General features: G+C 27.8%; 21 protein-coding genes. 2 read left to right on the top strand and 19 right to left on the bottom strand.

The window, feature by feature from the left end; all coding sequences use genetic code 11:
* The first annotated feature begins 84 nt into the window (after positions 1 to 84).
* Both lexA and gltX read left to right on the top strand, forming a co-directional pair.
* On the top strand, positions 85 to 762 hold the full coding sequence (gene lexA / locus AC5YGC_RS02890) for a transcriptional repressor LexA (protein ID WP_496140150.1): 678 nt from the start codon (positions 85 to 87) through the stop codon (positions 760 to 762).
* 22 nt (positions 763 to 784) lie between these two features.
* Positions 785 to 2,185 (top strand): glutamate--tRNA ligase, encoded by a 1,401-nt coding sequence (gene gltX / locus AC5YGC_RS02885; protein ID WP_496140149.1) that lies wholly within the window; start codon positions 785 to 787, stop codon positions 2,183 to 2,185.
* On the opposite strand, the gene lpxB is transcribed toward gltX, so the two are convergent.
* From lpxB to AC5YGC_RS02790, 19 genes are all read right to left on the bottom strand, one after another.
* Positions 2,162 to 3,298, bottom strand: a complete 1,137-nt coding sequence (gene lpxB / locus AC5YGC_RS02880; RefSeq protein ID WP_496140148.1) for a lipid-A-disaccharide synthase — start codon at positions 3,296 to 3,298, stop codon at positions 2,162 to 2,164. The genes gltX and lpxB overlap by 24 nt on opposite strands.
* The gene (gene lpxI / locus AC5YGC_RS02875) at positions 3,295 to 4,080 is read right to left on the bottom strand and encodes a UDP-2,3-diacylglucosamine diphosphatase LpxI domain-containing protein (RefSeq protein ID WP_496140147.1); all 786 of its coding nucleotides are present in this window, start codon (positions 4,078 to 4,080) and stop codon (positions 3,295 to 3,297) included. The genes lpxB and lpxI overlap by 4 nt, the downstream gene beginning before the upstream one ends.
* A gap of 1 nt (position 4,081) precedes the next feature.
* Positions 4,082 to 4,864 (bottom strand): acyl-ACP--UDP-N-acetylglucosamine O-acyltransferase, encoded by a 783-nt coding sequence (gene lpxA, locus AC5YGC_RS02870; protein ID WP_496140146.1) that lies wholly within the window; start codon positions 4,862 to 4,864, stop codon positions 4,082 to 4,084.
* Complete coding sequence (lpxD, locus tag AC5YGC_RS02865) at positions 4,861 to 5,841, bottom strand: UDP-3-O-(3-hydroxymyristoyl)glucosamine N-acyltransferase (RefSeq protein WP_496140145.1); 981 nt, start codon at positions 5,839 to 5,841, stop codon at positions 4,861 to 4,863. The genes lpxA and lpxD overlap by 4 nt, the downstream gene beginning before the upstream one ends.
* 53 nt (positions 5,842 to 5,894) lie before the next feature.
* Positions 5,895 to 6,335, bottom strand: coding sequence for a 3-hydroxyacyl-ACP dehydratase FabZ (fabZ, locus tag AC5YGC_RS02860; RefSeq protein ID WP_496140307.1), 441 nt, complete (start codon positions 6,333 to 6,335; stop codon positions 5,895 to 5,897).
* Between the two features lie 12 nt (positions 6,336 to 6,347).
* Entirely contained in the window at positions 6,348 to 6,869 is a 522-nt protein-coding gene (locus AC5YGC_RS02855) for an OmpH family outer membrane protein (RefSeq protein ID WP_496140144.1), read from the bottom strand.
* A complete protein-coding gene (gene bamA / locus AC5YGC_RS02850) occupies positions 6,869 to 9,103 on the bottom strand; it encodes an outer membrane protein assembly factor BamA (RefSeq protein ID WP_496140143.1) in 2,235 nt (744 codons plus the stop codon). Before bamA ends, AC5YGC_RS02855 begins: the two co-directional genes overlap by 1 nt.
* A gap of 16 nt (positions 9,104 to 9,119) precedes the next feature.
* Entirely contained in the window at positions 9,120 to 10,274 is a 1,155-nt protein-coding gene (locus tag AC5YGC_RS02845; RefSeq protein WP_496140142.1) for a 1-deoxy-D-xylulose-5-phosphate reductoisomerase, read from the bottom strand.
* A 1-nt stretch (position 10,275) separates the two neighbouring features.
* Complete coding sequence (locus tag AC5YGC_RS02840; RefSeq protein WP_496140141.1) at positions 10,276 to 10,938, bottom strand: phosphatidate cytidylyltransferase; 663 nt, start codon at positions 10,936 to 10,938, stop codon at positions 10,276 to 10,278.
* Positions 10,938 to 11,615, bottom strand: a complete 678-nt coding sequence (uppS, locus tag AC5YGC_RS02835) for a polyprenyl diphosphate synthase (protein WP_496140140.1) — start codon at positions 11,613 to 11,615, stop codon at positions 10,938 to 10,940. The genes AC5YGC_RS02840 and uppS overlap by 1 nt, the downstream gene beginning before the upstream one ends.
* A complete protein-coding gene (gene frr, locus AC5YGC_RS02830) occupies positions 11,612 to 12,163 on the bottom strand; it encodes a ribosome recycling factor (protein WP_496140139.1) in 552 nt (183 codons plus the stop codon). The genes uppS and frr overlap by 4 nt, the downstream gene beginning before the upstream one ends.
* Positions 12,164 to 13,015, bottom strand: a complete 852-nt coding sequence (gene tsf / locus AC5YGC_RS02825; protein WP_496140138.1) for a translation elongation factor Ts — start codon at positions 13,013 to 13,015, stop codon at positions 12,164 to 12,166. It lies immediately after the preceding gene.
* Between the two features lies 1 nt (position 13,016).
* Entirely contained in the window at positions 13,017 to 13,838 is an 822-nt protein-coding gene (rpsB, locus tag AC5YGC_RS02820) for a 30S ribosomal protein S2 (protein ID WP_496140137.1), read from the bottom strand.
* 129 nt (positions 13,839 to 13,967) lie between these two features.
* The gene (dnaE, locus tag AC5YGC_RS02815) at positions 13,968 to 17,384 is read right to left on the bottom strand and encodes a DNA polymerase III subunit alpha (RefSeq protein ID WP_496140136.1); all 3,417 of its coding nucleotides are present in this window, start codon (positions 17,382 to 17,384) and stop codon (positions 13,968 to 13,970) included.
* Complete coding sequence (locus AC5YGC_RS02810; RefSeq protein ID WP_496140135.1) at positions 17,371 to 18,054, bottom strand: ATP-binding cassette domain-containing protein; 684 nt, start codon at positions 18,052 to 18,054, stop codon at positions 17,371 to 17,373. Before AC5YGC_RS02810 ends, dnaE begins: the two co-directional genes overlap by 14 nt.
* A complete protein-coding gene (locus AC5YGC_RS02805) occupies positions 18,047 to 19,279 on the bottom strand; it encodes an FtsX-like permease family protein (RefSeq protein ID WP_496140134.1) in 1,233 nt (410 codons plus the stop codon). Before AC5YGC_RS02805 ends, AC5YGC_RS02810 begins: the two co-directional genes overlap by 8 nt.
* Entirely contained in the window at positions 19,276 to 20,610 is a 1,335-nt protein-coding gene (gene proS, locus AC5YGC_RS02800) for a proline--tRNA ligase (protein ID WP_496140133.1), read from the bottom strand. Before proS ends, AC5YGC_RS02805 begins: the two co-directional genes overlap by 4 nt.
* Positions 20,611 to 20,612: 2 nt before the next feature.
* A complete protein-coding gene (locus AC5YGC_RS02795; RefSeq protein ID WP_496140132.1) occupies positions 20,613 to 20,858 on the bottom strand; it encodes a DUF1467 family protein in 246 nt (81 codons plus the stop codon).
* Positions 20,859 to 22,514: an MBL fold metallo-hydrolase gene (locus tag AC5YGC_RS02790; protein ID WP_496140131.1), complete on the bottom strand. Its 1,656-nt coding sequence runs from the start codon at positions 22,512 to 22,514 to the stop codon at positions 20,859 to 20,861. It abuts the gene before it with no gap.

Genomic DNA, 22,514 nt, shown 5'->3' with positions numbered 1-22,514 from the left:
ATAAACCTTTATTTTAAATACTTTTTAGCTATTGCTGTATTAGAAGAACACTTGTAGAACAGATTTTGTACTTTATTTGTTCTTATGCTAACTAAAAAACAAAAAAACCTGCTTTTATACATCAACAAAAAGTTGAGAGCCTCAGGCGTATCTCCTTCGTACGAAGAAATGAAAGATTCGTTAAATTTAAAATCTAAATCAGGAATTCACAGATTAATAAGTGCCTTAGAAGAAAGAGGTTTTATTAGAAGGTTGGCTCATAAAGCAAGAGCTTTGGAGGTTATAAAGCTTCCCGAAACTGCTTCTGCTAATGATATTTACAATAGCTTTTCACCTAGTGTTATCAAGGGTGGACTAGATATAGATAATACTAACTTAAATGAAATGGAAATACCTGTACTAGGTAGTATAGCTGCAGGAACACCTGTAGAGGCAATACAAAATGAAGTTTCGCGAATACCTCTTCCAAGTAACCTTGAAAAAAATGGTCAATATTTTGGTCTAAAAGTTCAAGGCGATTCAATGATTGAAGCAGGTATTAATGAGGGTGATACGGTTATCATAAAGAGATCCGATACTGCAGATAATGGTAAAATTGTTGTAGCTTTAATAGATGAACACGAAGCAATGTTGAAAAGAATTAGAAGAAAAGGAAAAACAGTAGCACTTGAAAGTGCCAATAGAAACTACGAAACCAAAATATTTGGTCCAGATAGGGTAAAAGTTCAAGGTGTTCTGGTATCTTTATATAGAAACTTCTAAGAAAATAGTCTAAAAAACATTGATGTCAAATGTAGCAACAAGATTTGCTCCCTCACCTACTGGAGCTCTACATATTGGTGGTGTAAGAACTGCTTTATTTAACTGGCTATATTCAAAAAATAAAAAAGGAACATTTCATCTTAGAATTGAAGATACTGATAAAGAAAGATCTAAAGATAAACATAAAATTCAAATTATTAAGTCTTTAAAGTGGATTGGTATTGAACATGATGGTGATGAATATATTCAATCAACTAAAATTGATGATCATATAAATGTGGTAAATGAATTACTTAAAAATGGACATGCTTATAAATGTTATTGTTCAAGTGAAGAAATAGAAGAGCAAAAAAAACGAGCAAGACAAAAAAAGCTTCCCTATATTTACAATAGAAAATGGAGAGATCTTCTAGAATCAGATGCCCCTAAAAATATCAAACCAGTAATTAGATTTAAAAGTAAAATTGAAGGAACTTCTATACTAAAAGATTTGGTGCAAGGAGATGTTGAAATAGAGAATACTACAATAGAAGATTTTATAATTCTAAGAAACGATGGAACACCGACATACAATCTTTCAGCAACCGTAGATGATCATCAAATGAACATGACACATATAATCAGAGGTGACGATCATAAAATTAATACATTCAAACAGATGCAAATCTATTTAGCTATGAAATGGGAGATTCCTTTATTTGCTCACATTCCATTGATACATACTATTGAAGGAAAGAAACTATCAAAAAGAGATAATGCATCAACATTAGATGATTATTCTAAGATAGGAATAATGCCCGATGCTTTAAGAAATTACTTATTGAGATTAGGCTGGTCTTATCAAGATAAAGAAATATTTACACTAGAGGAAAGCATTCAGCACTTTAATTTAGAAGGGATTGGTAAATCTCCATCAAAACTAGATATGAGTAGAATATTATCACTGAATGAACATTATATTAAAACTATTGATGAAAATGTACTTTACGATCATCTTGTCAAATATTGTAAAATTTATAAGGAAAAAATTAAATCAGAAAAAGAAGCTAAGATTAAACCTTCATTAACATTTCTTAAGAACAAAGCAAAGACATTGGAGGATATATTTAATAACGCTAAATATATAATTTTTGATGATGTAAAATTTGAAGATAAAGATTTAGAATTGATTAATGATAAAGCAAAAAGTATTATTAAAGAGTTTAAAGAAAATCTAATTTCAATAAACACATTAGATAAAAAAACACTTGAGCCCATAGTTAATGATTTAATAAAAAAATATGAAACTAATTTTAAGGGTGTAGGTCAACCATTGAGAGTTGCTTTAACTGGATCAAAATTTGGACCTGGTTTATATGATATAATAATTTCCCTAGGTAAAGAGGAAGTAGAACGTAGATTAGGAAATAAGATAATTACTTAATATTAAAGCTGCTTCACTTGATGAAGAAGATTTTGACTTAATTCCCTCTAAAGTTTTTTTACAATCGATTAATTGCTTTTCAATTAACTCTGGATTTTTAAGAAAATATGTAACAGTTTTATATATCTCTTCTGCATTGCATTCCTTTTGTAATAATTCAGGAATTACCTCTTTGTCATTAATAATATTAATGATATTTGCAAACTTAACATTAACCAATAATCTAAATATCATAAAATTTATGAAATTTAATTTGTAAATAATTATTGAAGGAATATTAGCACTAGAAATTTGAAGTGAAATTGTTCCAGATTTAGAAACAGCAAAAATTGAATTAGATAAAACCTGATCTTTTATATTTTCATCTGAAATAACATCTATATTATCTGATTTAGCATTTTTAACCACACCAGTAATAAATTCTTTATTTTCATCTGTAGCATGAAAAACAAATGAATGATTAAGATTTTTTTTGTTCATCAATTCAATAAAATTTAATAAAATTGGCAAAAGAACATTTGTTTCTGATTTTCTACTACCTGGAAATAAAGATATAATTTTTTTATCTTTAGAAATTAAATTATCAAATGTTGTTATTACATTATTTTTTTTTTCAATTAAAGGATGACCAACAAAGGTATTCTTAATATTTTCTTCATCAAAATATTTTTTTTCAAATTTGAATAATAAAAGCATATGATCAATAAATTTTTTAATTTTTTTAACTCTGTTTTTTCTCCAAACCCATACCTGGGGAGCAACATAATGGATTGTCTTAATCTTGTTATTAATATTTTTTACCTTTTCAGCAACTCTTAGTGTAAAATCAGGACTATCAATACTAAAGAGGATATCAGGGTTAAATTTTACAATCTCATCAACAGTTTTATTAATTTTTCTTTTAATTTTAAAGATATTAAATAGCACGCTAGTAAAGCCAAGGTATGTAATGTCTTTGAGATCAAAAATAGATTGAATTCCTAATTTTTTAATATGTATTCCCCCTACTGATAAATATTCAATATCAGGATTATCTCTTTTAAGTTTTGAAATAACTGTTGACGCCAATTTATCACCAGAAGGCTCACCTGTTAAAACAAAAATTTTTTTCATATAATTTTAATAAAGATATTATTTTTATTAGCAAAACTAATGCATTTAGCTTTATCTAAGAATATATTTTTTTTAGATTTTAAAACTATTCCTTTTAAGCCATATTTTTTACAATCTTTTAGAGTTTGAAGACCAATAGTTGGTAAATCCATTCTTAGATCTTGCTTGTTTTTAGGTAGTTTAATCAAGATTCCTTCAGATTTTTTATTTAATTTTGATAACATTTTCTTTGTTCCTTGTCGGTCTTCAATTGCTAAAATAGTATTATCTTTAACAATCACTGCTTGAATGTGATCTAGGTTATTTAGTTTATTAAAGTAAGTAATTCCTTTTTTAATAGAACTATTATCACTGATATTAGGTTTCAATTTAGTATAGTTACCTCTTTTAACAGTTAATTCAGGGTTAAAAAAGATAGAACTAATAACTTTTATATTTTCATTTTCTAAAATTTTTATTATAGCTTTAATAATTGCTGCATCACCTAATTTTGCAGCTCTAATTATACCGGGCATATAATATAAACCCTTTAGATCTAATCTTAATGTTGTAAATTTTGGTTTTACAATTTTACCCGCAAATAAAACTTTTTTTGATTTTTTTTCTTTAATCAAATTTATTATTTTTCCAAACTTGCCAATACTTACTCTGTAAGAGTTTGTGTTGTTTTTGAATTTATTATTTTTTGAAAAATCAAGAATAAAATATTTTTTCTTTAATTTCTTTATTTTTTTAAGGACAATTTCTGAAAAATCAGTATCTCCTAAAAATAGTCCAATCATTTTATTTTGAATACGGTGTGCAAATAGGTCTTTTTTTATCTTTCTCTAAAAAATTCACTACTTCTAGTACAAGCTCGTTCTTTTTAAAGACTTGATTTAGATTAATCAAATTTTGAGTTAAGTTTTCATCCTTAAAAATTTCTTTATATGCATCACTTAGATTCATAATTTGTTTATTTGGAATATTCTTTCTTCTTAAGCCTATTAAATTTAATCCCTGTAGAACACTTCGATTACCATGTGCTATTCCGTATGGTATAACATCTCTTACAACACCACACATTCCTCCTATCATTGCTGATTTTCCAACTCTAGTGAACTGTTGTACAGCTGAATTACCTCCAATTATCACGTTACTTTCTATATGTGCGTGTCCACCTAAAGGAACATTGTTTGCTAAAATAACATTATCTTCGACTAAACAATCATGTGCTATGTGCGAAGAAACCATAAATAAACAATTATTTCCTACTTTGGTTAATCCACCACCACTTTCAGTACCAGGGTTAATGGTTACATATTCTCTAATTTTATTATTATCACCTATTTCAAGCTGTGTTTGTTCGCCATTAAATTTTAAATCTTGAGGATCATTTCCAATTGATGCAAATGAGTAAATCTTATTGTTTTTTCCAATTTTGGTATGTCCAATGATAGCTACATGTGATTGTATTACAGAATTTTCCCCTAGTTCAACATTGGGACCTATTACAGTGTAAGCTCCAATGCTAACATTCGTACTAATTTTAGCTTTAGAATCTATAATTGCTGTTTTATGTATCATTTATTATCTTTTAAAAAATCTCTAATATTTTTTGCTGGATAGCCCATAACTTTTGAATTATCTGAGATATCTTTTATCACACCACTTCCACCTGCTATTTCTACATTATTTCCAATAGTTAGATGACCAGAAATACCAGCTTGTCCACCAATACGAACGTTGTTACCAAGGATAGAACTACCAGCAATTCCTACTTGTCCTGCTATGATTGAATTTTCACCAATTTTAACATTATGTGCGATATGAATTTGATTATCTAAAAATGTATTTTTTCCAATTAAAGTGTTTGACATAGATCCTCTATCAATAGTGCAACCACATCCAATTTCAGAATTTTCACCAATTATGACAATTCCAATATGTGGATATCTTAAATTTTTATCATTAATAGGAAAAAAGCCAAACCCATGCTTACCAATAACGCAATTGTCTAAAATTGTAACATTATTATTAATTAATGTATTTCTTATAATAACATTAGATCCTATTGAGCAGTTATCACCAATTGAAACATTTTGCTCAATAATAGTATTATGTCCAATTAAACAATTAGATCCAAGGGTAATATTGTCACCAATTAAAACATTTTTTCCACATTTAACTTTATCTTTAAAATTAGTTTTAGTTATATCTCTAGCTGTATAATCAAAGTTATCATTAATTGAACTAGGATAAAATTTTGATGTAACTTTAGAGGTTGAAACCAAAACATTCTCAACTATTAATGGTGTGCAACTTTTTGGTAATTCATTTTTTAAAATTTCAGTAGTTATACAAAAAGAAGCTTTAGTATTTTTTGCAATATTTTTATATTTTTTAGAATGAAAAAAAGTAATGTCATTTATTTCTGATGTAAATAAATCCTTGATATCAATAATTTTTAGATCATTAGCAATTTTAAGATCATCAAGGTTTATTAGTTGCAAAATATCTGAAATTTTAAAAGGACCATTGTTTTTAAAAAAAGGATTTATCATCAAAACCTTTTTACCAAAGCAAATTAACCTGTGTTATCAAGATTTGTTGCTGATTATTTCTTATCAACGATAGTAGCTGACCATTGAGCATCAGCCATTTTTTTTCCATCGACAAAAGCATCACCTTTGTACTTCCAAACCCTACCGTGTGTTCTGATCGCTTGAATTTTTAATTCTAATTTACAATCTGGTATTACAGGGTTTCTAAACCTTGCTTTTTCTATGCCCATTAAAAAAACTAGCTTGTTATCATATGTTTCTTTATCTAAACCATGGGCTGTTAATGCTGCAGCAGCCTGACCAAAAGCTTCTACTATTAAAACACCCGGCATAACAGGATTATCAGGGAAATGACCTTGCACAAAAAAACTATCTTTTTTAACATAAACAATAGCTGTGGCTGAAGACAGTTTTTCAATATCATGTAGCTCATCAATTAATAACATTGGCTCCCTATGAGGAAGTAAATTAGTAATTTGTTTTTTATCAAGCATTTCTTTAATCATTTATTTAATCTTAAACTCACTAATATCTTTATTTATAATTTTAATAATTTCATCAGTAATATCTAGCTCTATTTCACCAACGACTAGGTTTTTTTTTTGTAAAATAATTGATATCTCTTTCTCTTTCGAAAATTTAACCAAGATTGGATTAACTAATTTTAAAAAATTGTTAGTATTATTTACTTTTGATTTATTAAAATCTTTAATCATTTTATTTCTACTTTTATTATAATTTTCAATTTCAAATTTTAATTCATCAACTTTTTTTTTAAAATCAGTTTTAGTGATAATATTTTTTTGAGAAATTAGTTTTGCTTCTTTTTCTTTAAATTTTTTTTCTTCACTTTTTAAAAAATTTAAATTATTAATATTAAGGTCATTTAGCTGTTTTAAAATTGAAGAACCTGAATTTGATGTCGAAATAACTCTATCCATATCTATAAAAACAACCTTTTGTTCAGAGTTAACAGGATTAACAAAAAATATAAATATTGTAAAAATATATGTAAAGAAAATTTTCATTAAAATGTAGTTCCCAAATTAAATCTAAATGTTTCAATTATATCATTTTTACTTTTAGTTATTGGTTGAGAAAATGAAAAATTTAAAGGACCTACTGGTGTAAAAAAATCAACTGTTAATCCAGCAGATGATCTAATCTTACTGTCATCTTTGATATTATCATAATCTACACCCCAAACGTTTGCCATATCAAAAAAAATAGAAAAATTTGTGTTTTGTAGATTGGGTAAAATTTGAGGTAATGTAGTGGCTGCATTAAATGTTAAAGCATAATTACCACCGATAAAATCATCACCATCTTTTGGGCCAACTTTGCCACTTTCAAAACCTCTCAGTCTATTCGCGGGTAGAAATAATCTATCTGACAACTTAACATCTTTGTTTCCTAGTGAATTTGTTGTTTTAGCAAAAATTCCATAAGATAATACATTTTCAGCTAACCATTGATTGTAAAATTTTAAATCATAAGTATTCGTTAGAGTATAACCGTCACTAATTAATGGAACATTTTGAGTGAATCTACTTCTAAATCCATCAGTAGGTTGAAATTTTTGATCTCTTGTATCGTAATCAAGGGTATAATTAATATAGTTGTCAAAATATGACCCCTCTTGTTTTTTTAAACTAGCCGATGCAGTACTGTCAGTAGTTAGTTTTTCAACATAGCTGGATACACCTATGTTTAAAGATAATTTATCATAATATTCAAATCCGCTTCCAATTGTAAATCCAGTCTTATTTGATTCATAACCAAAACTTGTTAAATGATCGGTAATCTTACTTTCTAAAGAAAAATTTAAAGATCTATTTGACCCTTTGTAATTAGGATTATCTACGGAAATGATACCTTTTAATGTTTCTGAACCAATTGACAGATCAGCACCAAAGCCAATACCCTCTCCAAGAAAGTTATTTTCTTTAACACCGAATGATAATGTACCACCGCTAGTACCGACACCTGCACCTGCCATAATTTCTCCAGTAGGCTTTTCATTGACATTTATGTTTATAATTTTTTGATTAGCAAGAGTGCCATTAACAACTTTATTTTCAACTTTGCTGAAGAAATTTAATAAATTTAAGTTATTTAATGTTTTTTTGTGTAGTAATTCATTAAACGCATCTCCCTCATCAATAGCTAGTACATTTCTTATAACCTCTTCATGAGTTACATTATTTCCAAATATATTTATTTTTTCTATATAGAATTTATCAGACTCACTGATATTAAAAGTTAAATCAATCAAATCATCATTAATTTCTTCATTAACAGTAGAATTTAAAAACTCATATTGTTCATTTAATACAATTTGATCAATCTCATTCAAGATATTATTTATGGAATTTATGGAGTAAGCTTCACCCTTCAAATTTTGAAAAATTGTATTTAATTTTTTAAAATTATTGTCGTCATAATCAATTGGAAGTTTTAAAGTTAAATCATTAAAATAATATTTTTTTCCAGAATTTATATTGAAAATGAGCTCGAACTCATTGTTACCAAGGTAATTAGCAAATGATGAATCTATGTTTACCTTGTAAAAACCTTTGTTTTTATAAAAGTTTTGCATCAGTCTTTTATCTAAGTTAATTAATTTTTCATTTAAAAATTTTTTTCCTGATACAATTTTCCAAAACTTATACTCTTCACTAAGAATTATATTTCTTAGTGTATTATTCTTAAATTTTTTATCTCCAAGAAATGAAATTCTAGATATTTTAGCTTTTTGACCTAAATCAATTTTATAGAAAAGATTAATTTTATTGCTGCCAAGCGCATCATATGAAGAAATAATGCTTGAAAAATAATAACCTTCATTTTTTAAATAACTTAAAATAACGTCTTCATCAGATTTCACTAAATTTGAATTAAATGAAGACCTGTTTTTTAAAGATAAAATCTCATATAAAGATTCAACTGTTTTTTTTCTCTTAATACCCTCAATAAAAACGCTTTGTATTATGGGGTTTTCAATAACATCAATAATTAAATCTTGATTATCAATTCTAATAATAACATCTTTAAAAAAGCCTGACTCATAAATTTTTTTTAAAATAAGATTAATAGAATTCTCATCTAAAAATTTATCCGTAGGGAGTTCTGAAAAAACAAGTATAGTTTCATCAGAAATTCTTTCATTTCCATTAATTAAAATTTTGTTATATTTTTCAGATTTAGCTGATAGTGTAAAAAAAATAAGTATAAGAAATATTTGAAAGATATATTTTAACATTACGATCTTATACACTTTAGGTATTAATTTTTAAACCAACATATTCAGCCAAATTTTCAATTTCCTCCACATTTTTAGGGCTAATCATCTTAAATCTTTTAAACTCATCAAGACTTATAATCTTTAGTAGTTTTTTTGAAATATCTGTAAATTGTATTTCATTTTTTAAAAACTTATTAACTAAATTATCATTTGCAGCAACAATGACTGTCTCATAAAGCGAATCATTATTTGTTAATTTATTTATTAATTTAACTACTGGAAATCTATTTTTATTAATTTTTTTAAGTTCCAAATTATTAAGTATTTTTATATCAAGTGGGCAAGATTTAATTTTATTATTGTCCTCATGGTATAGCGAATTAAAAATAGGTATACTCATATTGGTATCGTGCATAAGCAACTTAATCAAGCCATTGTTAAATTTAACAATTGCATGCAAATATGAATGAGGATGAATTAGTATTTCCAATTGACTATACTTAAAATTAAATATTTTTTTTGCTTCAATAATCTCAAAAACTTTATTCATCATAGTGGCAGAATCGATTGAAATTTTATTACCCATTTTCCAATTTGGATGTTTTAATGCTTTTTTAGGAGTAATATTCTTAAACTTATTTAATGGATACTTTCTAAAAGGCCCACCAGATGCTGTCAAATAAATTTTTTCAAAATTTCTACTTGGGTCTTTATTAATTAAAGACCAAACAGAAAAATGCTCTGAATCAACTGGAATAAATTTAGTGTTATGTTTATCTAAATTTTTCTTAATTAGATTCCATCCACAAATAATCGACTCTTTATTCGCTATAGCAATAACATTGGTAAATTTTATAATTTCTAAAGTTGGCCTCAAACCTTGAAAACCTGTAATTGCACTCATTGCATAATCAATTTTTTTATTCTTAAATATTTTTTTAAAAGAATCAAAATTATTATAAATATTTATATTTAAATGTTTTAAGATTTTTTGTGTTTTTAAAAAAGAACTTCGATCTGATATAATCAAATTTTTGACATTAAAAAATTTAGCTTGTTGAATTAATTTTTTATAATTTGTGTTTGCTGTAATTAATTCTATTCTAAAATTTTTTTTATCTTTTTTGATTATATCTATTAAAGAAGTTCCAATAGATCCTGTTGATCCAAAAATAGCTATTTTTTTCATATTAAATTAAAATAAATAATAAAAAACCTACTGGTATTGCAAAAATTATTCCATCAACTCTATCTAGAAAGCCCCCATGACCTGGCAATATATCACTTGTATTTTTAACTTTTGCCTTACGCTTAAGATAGGAAATAAATAGATCTCCTGTTTGGGAAATTAAGGATATTAAAATTGTTATTATTGCTAATATCAAAAAATTATATTCACTTAATTTTTCGTAAAAAAAAGGTATTAATGATAATGAAAATAAAAATGACCCAATTGAACCTGATATTGTTTTATTGGGACTTATTCTTGTAAGTTTTTTTCCTTTAAATGTTTTACCGAATATAAGACCTCCAATGTCTGATAATATCGCAACCAAAATAGAATATAGTAAATATAGTTTTAAGTTTGGATGGCCTGAATCAATAATAAGTATAAAACAAACTAACAACAATAAATACAGCAATGAAATTGATTTGTATAAAAATCTAAATAATTTATCTTTAAATCTATTTTTAGGTAAAATTTTTGATATTAAAGCATAGAACTCAATCCATACTATGATTGCTACAATTAAAAGAGCGCTAATCATTATAAATGAATAAAAATACATTAATGTCAATAATGACATCAATAATATAGAGGTAAATATTCTTTTTTTCAATTCACTATTCATTAAACAGATCCAAAATTCCTTTTTATTGATTTAAATTTTTGTATTATCTTCTTAAAATCTTTTATATTGAAATCTGGCCAGAGTTTTTTTACAAAAAATATTTCTGTATATGCCAATTGCCAAAGCATGAAGTTACTTAATCTTTTAGTGTTGCCAGTTCTTAACAGGATATCTGGGTCGTCTATATCTTTAGTATATAAATTTTTATCAATGTTTTTTTCATTTATTTTAATTTTTTTTTTATTAATTATCTTTATGGATTTTATTAATTCACTTTTTGAACCATAGTTTAATGCCACATTGACTTGTAACTTTAAATTTTTTGATGTTTTTAATTCAGACATTTTTATAATATTTTTAAGTTTAATGGGTAGTTTATTTATTTCACCAATAAATTTAAGTTTAATATCTTTTTCTATCAAATCATCAATTTTGTTTATTAAAAAATTTTCTAATAGATTAAATAAAAAAATTATTTCATTTTTGGGTCTATTCCAATTTTCAGTAGAAAACGTATAAAGTGTTAAATACCTTATATTAATTTTTATACATTCATTAATAATAGGTTCTATTGAATTTAAGCCAGCTTTATGACCTGCATTTCTTGAATTTTTATGTTTAACGCCCCATCTACCGTTTCCATCCATGATGATGGCAACATGTTTCACTGGGTTCATATTGTCATTATTTCTTTTTCTTTGGCTTCAACTTTGGTATCTATAATTTTAATATGCTCGTCAGTAAATGTTTGTACTAATTTTTCATTTATATTTTCATCATCTTCACTGATTTCTTTATCTTTAACTAAACTTTTTAAATCATCGTTAGCTTCTCTTCTAATATTTCTGATTGAGATTTTACACTTTTCTCCCATAGATTTAATTAATTTTTTAATCTCCGTTCTTCTCTCTTCATTTAAGTCTGGGACAGGTAACCTAATTAATTGACCATCAATTTGCGGATTTAAACCTAATTCAGATTTTTTTATTGCAGTATCTACAAGTGGAACGTTATTAATGTCCCAAACTTGGATATTAATTGTTCTGGCGTCAGGAGTTGTTATGCTTGATACTTGATTTAATGGCATCACTTGGCCATAAACATCAACTTTAACAAGGTCTAGCATTGAGGCGTTTGCTCTTCCAGTTCTTAGTGAAGTTAATTCTTTTTGAAAAACCTCAATGGTTTTATCCATCTTCTGACTGTATGTTTTGTCATTAAACATTTATTCACCTATTTTAATTCTAAAAAAATCATTAATCTTCAAATCAGGTATATTAAGTTCTTTTACAATATCTTGCACTTTCTTTTTAGGCTCCATAACCCAGGCTTGTGTTAACAAAGCATTTTCCTCTTTAAATTTATTCATTTTACCTAAGCTAATTTTTTGTGCAATTTCTTCAGGCTTACCAGAACTTTTTAACTCTTCCGTGACAAGATCTTGTTCTTTTTGAAGTAGATCTTTATCAATTAAATCAGAACTTAATGCCAAAGGGTTTGATGCTGCAATATGCATTGAAAGTTGTTTACCAAAAGCTTTAACATTATCACTGTCATCTGAAGTCTCAAGTGAAGCTATAACTGATAATTTAGATAAATTATCTTTAACTACAGTATGCAAGTAATTAAAATTTTTAGAACCTGATTGGTTAAATGTCTTAGCTTTACCAACTGTTATCTTTTCACCCATTTTTGAGATTAATGCTACTAGACTATCTTCAACCGTTTCACCATTTCCCATTTTTGATTTATTAAGCTTTTCTAAATCAGATGAATTTTGATTATTCAATTCACTTAATTCTTTTGCAAAGGATACAAAATCATCATTCTTAGCAACAAAATCTGTCTCACAGTTAATTTCAATAACAGATATTTTTCTTTCATCTCCAGAGGTTGCAATAACACCTTCTCTAGCATCTCTTGACATTTTTTTTGAAGCTTTAGAAATTCCTTTAACTCTTAAGATTTCTACTGCTTTATCTAAATCACCACCAGATTCTTTAACTGCCAAGTTACAATCTTTAAATCCAGCACCAGTTGCTTCACGTAATTGTTTTACTTTTTCTAAATCACTCATATTAATTCAACTTTTCTTTATCTTTTTTTAAAAATTTAGCATCCAACTTCTCTCTATCGATCTCTTGAATAGTTTTTGAAGAAGCTTCTTTTACTTTTGTCTCACCGACATCAGGTTTTTCTTCAGATTTAGATGGAGCTGCTTTTTTTGCATTTTCAATAGTTTCTTTTACTAAATTACAATATAGATCAATTGCTCTTCTAGCATCATCATTACCCGGAATTGGGTAATCGATACCATCAGGATTAGAATTGCTGTCAAGTATAGCACAAATTGGAATGCCTAATTTAGATGCTTCAGCAATGGCTAAAGATTCATAATTTGTGTCAATAATAAAAACTAGATCTGGAACTTTTTTCATTTCTGCAATTCCACCTAGTGCTCTTTCTAATTTATCTTTTTTAACACTCATCTTTAATAGTTCTTTTTTTGTAAAGCCTCTATTTTCAGCAACAAGATCCGCCTCATATTTTTTCATCTTTTTAATTGATCCCGAGATTGTTCCCCAGTTAGTTAACATTCCACCTAACCACCTGTAGTTTACAAAGTATTGCCCAGTTTCTTTTGCAACTTCAGCAATTGCTTCAGATGCTTGCTTTTTTGTAGACACAAAAAGAATTTTGCCGTTATTAGCTATTGTATTGTAAACTTTTTCCAGAGCTACATTCGTTAACTGCAGTGTTTGTGTTAAATCAATAATGTGAGTTGAATCTCTTTTTCCAAAAATGTATTTTTTCATTTTTGGGTTCCATCTTAAAGTCTTATGACCTAAATGAACGCCTGCTTCTAATAGTTGTTGGATAGTTAGACTTGGTATTTTCATATTTATTCCCGGTTAAGCCACCACAGTAATTTCCATTTAAGGACCGGAGGTATAAAACCACAAACTGTGTGCGTGTTAATTTAATTTAAGAGTTATTTACAAATTATTTATGGAACAAACAAGTCTTTTTTAATGAATAATGGTGGAAATATCATTGTTTCTGAGGATATTGATAGCTTTCCTATCAATAAGACGCTTATTTTTTAGTTTAAAGCTAATATCATTATTTTCATCATTAATATTTATTGTTATCTCAGTTGTACCCTCCTCATCCACTAAATCAGATATTTTATCAATGTCTTTAATTGACTTGATGTTAAATACAATTTCATTAACAGGTTTATTAAAGAGATCTTTAAGAGATGCTATTTTTTGAACATTTATTCTTTTGGATTTGTTCTCATCTTTAGAAATGGTTTTGATCAAGGTTATGATTAAAGAACTACCCTCAACTAAAACCTCTCTATTTAATTCCAAAATATCAGAGAAAATAAAGAGCTCAAAAACACTAGTTAAATCAGTGAACTTAATAACACCATACGAATTACCTTTTGCAGTTTTTCTTTCAGTGATCTTTAAAAGTGTAGCTGCAATATTTGCATCTTTTATAGTGTCGTCTAGATTAAATTTTGCATAATCAACTATTTTATAATCATTAAAAATTTCTTTAAATTGATTTAAAGGATGGTCGGATATAAAGAAACCAATAGCTTCGAATTCTCTTGATAATCGATCTTCAAACTTCCAATCTTCTATATTAAGAACTATTTCATTATCTTGTTCTTCGTCAGAACCAAAAAGGTCAATTTGATTTGCTGCTTTATTTTCATAAATATTCTTTGTTTTTAAAATAAAATTAGGAATTGAATTAAATAATGCCTGTCTATTATTATCTATATTATCAAAAGCACCAGCTTTAACTAATCCTTCTAACTGCAATTTATTAATATTTTTAGGGCTAACTCTATTTAGAAAATCATTGATTGATTTAAAATTACCGTTTTCTTTTCTTTCCTTTACAACATTTGAGATTGCCTCAAGTCCCACACTTTTAATTCCACCTAAAGCATAATAGAAATTTTCTTCATCAAATTGAAAATCTTCAAAACATCTATTTATATCTGGTCTTACAACTTTGATATCAATTCTTTTAAGCTCTTCATGAAATTCCCCAAGTTTATTTTGATTTGATAAATCCATTGTCATTGAAGCTGCAAAAAACTCTTTAGGATAATATGTTTTTAAAAATGCTGTTTGATAAGAAATGATTGCATAAGCTGCTGCGTGACTTTTGTTAAAACCATATTCGGCAAATGGTTCTATTTTTAGAAATATGCTTGCTGCAACATCTTTGCTAATTCCATTTTTAAGAGCACCTGCAATAAATCCTTGTTTCTGCTTTTCTAGTTCAGCTCTTTTTTTTTTACCCATAGCTCTTCTTAAAATATCAGCTTCACCTGCGGTAAAACCTGAGAGTTTTTGTGCAATTTGCATAACCTGTTCTTGATAGATAATAACCCCATATGTAGGTTTTAAAATATCCTCAAGTAGTGGATGCAAGTAATCGGGCGTTTGTCTTCCATGTTTACAGTCATTGTAAACTGGAATGTTGCTCATAGGCCCCGGACGATAAAGGGCAACTAAAGCAATAATATCCTCAATATGATTAGGCTTCATTTGCAATAATGCTTCACGCATGCCAGCGCTCTCAACCTGGAATAATCCAACGGTATTACCGGAAGACAAAAGTTCAAAAACTTTTTGATCACCAAAGTCAATATCTTCAATTTTAAACTCTTTAACTTTTTTATTAATCAACTTTTGCGTTCTATTAATTACCGTTAAAGTTTTTAATCCTAAAAAATCAAACTTAATTAAGCCAGCATTTTCTGCTGAGTACATGTCAAATTGCGTAGAAGGTAATAATAAATCTGCGGATGCATCTTTATATAAAGGCACGACTTCAGTTAATTTTCTATCGGCGATTACAACACCAGCTGCATGAGTTGCTACATTTCTATTCAAACCTTCTAATTTCAAAGAAAGCTCAGTTAATTTTTTAACACGAGGATCTTCATTAACTAATTTTTGAAGTCTTGGTTCGCTATTAATGCATTCAATTAAGCTTTGAGGTCTAGAAGGATCAAAAGGTATCATTTTTGAAATACTATCAACAAAACCATATGGTAAACCTAATACTCTACCCACATCTCTAATAACCATTCTTGCTTTTAACTTTCCAAATGTAATTATATGAGCAACACTGTCTTTATATTTTGTAGTTAAATATTTAAAAACAAGATCTCTTTTTTCCTCACAAAAATCTATATCAAAGTCAGGCATTGACACACGGTCAGGATTTAAAAATCTTTCAAATATTAAATTAAATTTAATTGGGTCAACATCAGTAATAGATAGACACCAAGCAACAAGTGAGCCTGCTCCAGAACCTCTGCCCGGTCCTACTGGAATATCATTACTCTTGGCCCATTTAATGTAGTCAGATACAATCAAGAAATAACTAGGATATTTCATTTCAATTATGATCTTTAACTCATGATCTAGTCTGTCTTTATATTTTAAAAATTTATTATCAGATTCTAAGTTATTTTCTTCAATTTTAAAAACTTTGAGAAATTTTTCTTTCAATCCGTCTAATGAATCTTTTTTAAGTATTTCATCAGCACTACCTCCTTTTTCAGAACTAATATTTGGAAGTACAGGTTTGGAAAATTGTGGTCTAAAATTACATTTAAATGGTAAATTAAAGTTATTTTCTAAAGCTTCTGGAAGATCAGAAAATAGTTTTGACATTTCTTCATTTGATTTAAAGTAATGCTGGTTACTATATTTAATTCTATTCTTTTCATTAACATAAGTTTTAGAACCAATGCAAGTTAACGCATCATGAGCTTCGTGCATGTCAGGTGTTAAATAATAAACTTCATTAGTAGCAATAATTGGTATTTTAATTTTTAAAGATTGTTCTAAATTGAATTTTTCAAAAGCAATTTCATTTTGATCACCATGTCTTTGGATTTCTAAATAAAAGTTATCATTAAATTTTGATGATAAACTCTTATATAGTTTTGATATTTCGTCTAAACGACCTTTTTCAAACAATTTACCAAATAAACCTTGAATAGTTCCCGAAAGTAAGGACACCCCTTCCGTATCAATTAAAAGTTCCTTAATATCCAAATGTGGGTCAGATAAAGCATCATTTTCAAGGTAAGATCTTGAGGAGAGTTCTATGATTCTCTTATATCCATCTTCATTAAGAGCTATCAAGGGTAATAGTCCTGTTGTATCTTCAAATCTAAAATAAATTTGAGTACCAATAATTGGTTGTGTGCCAACCTTAGAAATATTTTCAGCAAACTCCAATGCACCACATAAATTGGATGTATCTGAAAGACCCAAACAAGGTATTTTTTTTTCTTTACAAAAATCTTTTAAATTATCAATTTTGATAGCTCCTTCACAGATTGAATACTGAGTGTGAATTTTTAAATGATTAAAGTTTTGATTATTAAATTCTGGCATTGATAATTCTTATATTACCATCAATCATTTCTAATTTGCAATCAGCCATATTTGCAAAAAATCTATTATGAGTTGCATAGATTATTAATCTATTTTTATTTTTCAAATTATACAAAACATTAAAAACCTCTTTGGCCGTAGTGTGATCTAGACTGCCAGTAGGCTCATCTGCTAATATAATTTCAGGCTCATTAATGAGTGCTCTAGCCATTGCAATTCTTTGCATTTCACCCCCTGATAATTCCGAAGGAAAATGTGACTGACGCGATGAAAGACCCATTGTTTTTATAATTTTTTTAGCTCGATTGATTGAATTCTTTTTGTCATTAGTTAAAGCTAGACCGGCTAAATAAACATTTTCTAATGCAGTAAAATCTGGAAGTAAATTATTTTGTTGATAGATAATACCAATTTTACTTGATCTAATTTTGTCATTTTTTGAATTATCGTTAAAGTTTATTGGTGTATTACCAATTAACAAAGAGCCAGTAGTAGGTTTATCTATCATTGATAAAACATTTAGTAATGTAGATTTTCCTGATCCAGATGGACCAACTAGAGAATAAATCTTACCTTTTACAAAAGAATAATTGATTTTTTTTAAAACATTTATTTTTCGATTGTTAGAAAAAGATTTTGATATGTTCTTTAGTGATATTAAATTATTCATACTTAAGTCCTTTAACTGGATCTAATTTTGAAGCTTTTATTGCAGGAAAAATTGAAACAATAATTGTTATAAAGATCGAACAAAGAGAAATAATAAAAATTGAAGTCGGGTTGATTTCTGAAGGCATTGTGCTTAAAAAATAAATCTCCTCAGGAAACAAACTAATATTAAATGTATTGCTTAAAAACCCTCTCAAGTTTTCTATATACAAAGAAAACATTACACCTAAAAAAATTCCAAAGAAAGTTGCTGTAGTTCCAATAATAACTCCGACAAGAAAAAATATCTTAACAATGGATTTATTTAAGACACCGATAGACTTTAATATAGCTATATCTCTTGTTTTATTCTTTACCAGAATTGTAAGCCCAGAAATAATATTAAAAGCAGCTACTATAATAATTAAAGATAAGATTATAAACATTACATTTCTTTCAACCTTTAATGCTGAAAACAATGAACTATTCATATCAGCCCAACTATATACAAATTCATTTTTGAATATTTTTTGAATTTTATTTTTTTCTTCTTCAATATTAGATGGGTTATTCAAGTAAATTTCTAGGTTACGCTTTTCTTTTTTAAGATTAAAAAAGTTTTCCAGTGTGTTTAAATTTATGAAAGCTATGTTGGCATCAAAATCAGCTAAACCACTATCAAAGATTGAACTAATAATAAAAGTTTCTTGTCTAGGTAGGCTTCCTATAATCGTTTCTATTCCTACTGGAGACATAATTGATACTTTATCACCCACACCAAGATCTAAACTAAAACTTAATTCTTTACCTATTGATATCGAATTCTTTGTTAATTGACTTGATTTACCAATTAAGTTTCCTTTTTTTACAACATCAAGTTTTAGAAAGTTTTCACTGCTATAACCTCTTAAAATTAGTCCTTTAGTGTAGTCTTTACTAATGACAATTGCCTCACCAGTATTACTAAGTATTAATTCTTCTGAAATTAATTTTAAATTTTCATTATTTAATTGTTCTAGACTAATAGGGCTCTCATATGGCTTAACGGTAACATGAGCATTAAATCCTACAATCTTATTAATTAACTCGGTTCTAAAGCCATTCATAACGGACATCACAATAATTAACACTGCAACTCCTAAGCTAATTCCGATAAATGAAAAAATAGAAATTATATTTAAAAAACCGTCTTTTTTTCTGGTTTTTAGATATCTAAGTGTAATTTCTTTTTCTAATGCAGAAATCAATTTTTTAATTTTTGTTCAGTTAAAATTTGAGTTATTTGATCTATGGTTAAACTTTTAGGATCTTTTCCAATTTCTTTAAACTCTAATAAATCACCACCTGATTTTTTTCCTAAAATTATTTGATAAGGTACACCTATCAAATTAAATTTTTTAATTTTTGATGAAAGATTTTCATCCATATCATCGATAATTGTGTCAATATTTTTACTTTCAAAATGTTTAAAAAGTTTATTTGCTTTGTCTAATGCCGATGTGTCATTTTTATTAATCATGGGTATTATGGCAAGCTCATATGGTGCCACAGAGAATGGCCATTTCATTATTTCTTCTTTTTCATCATATTTTGCTTCTATAATTGCACCAACTAGTCTTGATACACCAATTCCATACGATCCCATTTTAACAAAATCTTTTTTACCACCCGGAAGATCTACAGCTGCATTTAAAGCTTTTGAGTACTTGTCTCCAAAATAAAAAATGTGACCTACTTCTATACCTTTTGTAATAAGTCTATTTTCTTCTGATACTTTTTCTTCAAATTCATCTTTATTAAATTTTTCATCAGCAACTGAATAATACTGTTCATATTTTTTTCTTAGATCTTCTAAGGATTTTCTATCCATGATCGAACCGTCACTATCTAAATCAAAAACCCTTTTATCAGTAAAAATTTTACTTTCACCAGTGTCTGCTAAAATAATAAATTCATGAGAAAGATTTCCACCAATTGGCCCTGTATCAGCAGCCATTGGTATTGCTGAAAGTTCCAATCTTTTAAATGTTTTTAAATATGAAAAAAAGAATTTGTTATATGAGAAAGTTGCATCATCATCACTTATATCAAACGAATATGCGTCCTTCATATAAAATTCTCTACCTCTCATTATTCCAAATCTTGGTCTAACTTCATCTCTAAATTTCCACTGTATATGATATAATAATTGAGGTAATGATTTATAAGATTTAACACTAGATCTAAATATATCTGTAACTAGCTCTTCATTAGTTGGTCCATAAAGCATTTCTCTACCTTGGCGATCTTTAATACGGAGCATTTCATCTCCATAATCATCATAACGACCACTTTCTTTCCAAATATCACTAGGTTGGATAGTTGGCATAAGTATTTCTTGAGCGCCAATTTTATTTTGTTCTTCTCTAACTATTTGTTCAATTTTTTTCATCACTTTAAAACCTAAAGGTAACCATGAATAAATACCTGCGGAAGATTGCTTTATCATTCCTACCCTTAGCATTAACTGGTGTGATTTAATTTTTGCTTCTGAGGGATTATTTTTTAATATTGGTATGAATGATTTTGAAATGTACATTTTTAATTAATTATAGATCTTAAATTTAAAATTTCATATTTTATCAATAGATAAATTATCATGAAAATAACAGTTGTAATACCAGTACAATAGATAAATTTTTTTAACATTTTTGGGTTTTCAGGGGAACCAGCATCTTCACCATTAATTTTAGTAGATTTATGCCTATTTACGTCAATTGGAAGAATTATAAAAAAAACCATCCACCAAATTATTATATAAATTATAGCAAGACCTGTTGCACTCATCTAGATTCTTACTAGATTGATATTTATAAATGGTCTTTTACCAGTTAATTCTTTAGCACATCTTCTACATGTAATTTTTAATGCATCAATTAAATTGTATTCTTGTTTTTTACTTTTTATAGAAAAGGTTCTGGTGGTTTTTTCTATTGCTTCTTCTAATTCATATATAAATTCGTCAGGATCATATACGGGTAAGCCTCTAAAAGTTAATACAGGTCTTTTATGAATATTACCCTTTGGTGTAATTAAAATTGTCACTTCCATATATCCATTAGCAGCTATATTTTTTCTATCTTTAATTGATTGAGCATCTTCCTCGACACTCATATTTCCATCTAAATAAAGTCTACCACTTGGAGCTTTATCAAAAACATGTGGTTTACCTGGAGCTAATTTTACAATATCCCCATTTTCTACTTGAACAGGGTGTGGAACTTTCATTTCATGTGCGAATTTCATATGCTCAATCATATGTCTGTGTTCTCCATGAACAGGGACTGCACATTGAGGTTTAACCCAATCATACATTTCTCTTAGATCGTCTCTATTTGGGTGGCCAGAAACATGAACAAATTCACTTTCCTCTGAAATAACTTCAATACCATCCCTAACTAATTGATTTTGTAATTTGTATAATTTTTTTTCATTACCTGGAATAATTTTAGATGAAAAAATAACAGCATCATCTTTTTCGATGAATACATCTGGATGAGTATAACTTGAAATTCTCATTAGTGCTGCCATGGGCTCACCTTGGCTACCAGTACAAAGATAAACTATTTTTTCTCTAGCAATCTTTTTTGCTTCACGAGCATCAATAGGTTCAATAACATTTTTTAAATATCCACATTGTCTTGCTGCTTTAAATATTCTATGCATAGATCTTCCTACTAAAGATATTTGTCTACCAGTTTTTTCGGCACAATAGAAGGCTGTTTCCATACGTGCAACATTTGATGCAAAAGAAGCCATAACAATTCTTTTTTTAAGGCTACCCATAATATTTAATAAACTTTTTCTAACATCCAGCTCTGAACCAGCTTTTCCCATACTAAATACATTTGTTGAATCACAAACCATAGCAAGGACACCTTCTTTACCAATTTCTTTAAGTCTGTCAGAATTAATTTTTTCACCAATCAATGGTTCTGGGTCAATCTTCCAATCACCTGTGTGTAGTATTACACCTGCTGGAGTTTCAATTCTAAGACCATTAGGTTCAAGAATTGAGTGGGTTAATGTGATGTACTCTATTTTAAAAGGATCTAAATCTACTGTTCCATTTAATTGAACTATTTTTAGATAATTAGTTGCATCAATATTCTTTTCTTTGAGTTTTTCTTTTATTAAAACTGCAGTAAATGGAGTTGCAAAAATTTTGCATTTTAATTGAGGCCAAAGATGTGCAATTGCACCTATGTGATCTTCATGTGCATGAGTTAAAATAATTCCTAAAAGGTCTTCTTTTTTATCTACAATAAATCCAGGGTCTGGGTAAATTAAATCAATTCCCGGTAAGGTGTCATCAGCAAATGTAACCCCTATGTCAACCATGATCCATTTATGTTCACCTGGTTTTCCATAGGCAAACAGGTTCATATTCATGCCAATTTCTCCTGAGCCCCCTAAAGGGCAAAATAATAGTTCATCTTTCAT

Source organism: Candidatus Pelagibacter sp. uisw_138, from assembly GCF_059512485.2.
The sequence above is the reverse complement of the archived record's forward strand: the minus strand, read 5'-3'. Positions and strand labels throughout refer to the sequence as shown.

Excerpts from the sequence above, each read along its gene's own strand:
- AC5YGC_RS02840 (WP_496140141.1), bottom strand. The coding sequence starts at position 10,938 with ATGAATAGTGAATTGAAAAAAAGAATATTTACCTCTATATTATTGATG.
- lpxD (WP_496140145.1), bottom strand. The coding sequence starts at position 5,841 with ATGATAAATCCTTTTTTTAAAAACAATGGTCCTTTTAAAATTTCAGAT.
- lpxI (WP_496140147.1), bottom strand. The coding sequence starts at position 4,080 with ATGATTGGACTATTTTTAGGAGATACTGATTTTTCAGAAATTGTCCTT.
- AC5YGC_RS02795 (WP_496140132.1), bottom strand. The coding sequence starts at position 20,858 with ATGAGTGCAACAGGTCTTGCTATAATTTATATAATAATTTGGTGGATG.
- AC5YGC_RS02790 (WP_496140131.1), bottom strand. The coding sequence starts at position 22,514 with ATGAAAGATGAACTATTATTTTGCCCTTTAGGGGGCTCAGGAGAAATT.
- gltX (WP_496140149.1), top strand. The coding sequence starts at position 785 with ATGTCAAATGTAGCAACAAGATTTGCTCCCTCACCTACTGGAGCTCTA.
- lexA (WP_496140150.1), top strand. The coding sequence starts at position 85 with ATGCTAACTAAAAAACAAAAAAACCTGCTTTTATACATCAACAAAAAG.
- proS (WP_496140133.1), bottom strand. The coding sequence starts at position 20,610 with ATGTACATTTCAAAATCATTCATACCAATATTAAAAAATAATCCCTCA.
- dnaE (WP_496140136.1), bottom strand. The coding sequence starts at position 17,384 with ATGCCAGAATTTAATAATCAAAACTTTAATCATTTAAAAATTCACACT.
- lpxB (WP_496140148.1), bottom strand. The coding sequence starts at position 3,298 with ATGAAAAAAATTTTTGTTTTAACAGGTGAGCCTTCTGGTGATAAATTG.
- frr (WP_496140139.1), bottom strand. The coding sequence starts at position 12,163 with ATGTTTAATGACAAAACATACAGTCAGAAGATGGATAAAACCATTGAG.
- lpxA (WP_496140146.1), bottom strand. The coding sequence starts at position 4,864 with ATGATACATAAAACAGCAATTATAGATTCTAAAGCTAAAATTAGTACG.
- bamA (WP_496140143.1), bottom strand. The coding sequence starts at position 9,103 with ATGTTAAAATATATCTTTCAAATATTTCTTATACTTATTTTTTTTACA.
- AC5YGC_RS02855 (WP_496140144.1), bottom strand. The coding sequence starts at position 6,869 with ATGAAAATTTTCTTTACATATATTTTTACAATATTTATATTTTTTGTT.
- AC5YGC_RS02810 (WP_496140135.1), bottom strand. The coding sequence starts at position 18,054 with ATGAATAATTTAATATCACTAAAGAACATATCAAAATCTTTTTCTAAC.
- uppS (WP_496140140.1), bottom strand. The coding sequence starts at position 11,615 with ATGAACCCAGTGAAACATGTTGCCATCATCATGGATGGAAACGGTAGA.
- AC5YGC_RS02845 (WP_496140142.1), bottom strand. The coding sequence starts at position 10,274 with ATGAAAAAAATAGCTATTTTTGGATCAACAGGATCTATTGGAACTTCT.
- tsf (WP_496140138.1), bottom strand. The coding sequence starts at position 13,015 with ATGAGTGATTTAGAAAAAGTAAAACAATTACGTGAAGCAACTGGTGCT.
- fabZ (WP_496140307.1), bottom strand. The coding sequence starts at position 6,335 with ATGCTTGATAAAAAACAAATTACTAATTTACTTCCTCATAGGGAGCCA.
- rpsB (WP_496140137.1), bottom strand. The coding sequence starts at position 13,838 with ATGAAAATACCAAGTCTAACTATCCAACAACTATTAGAAGCAGGCGTT.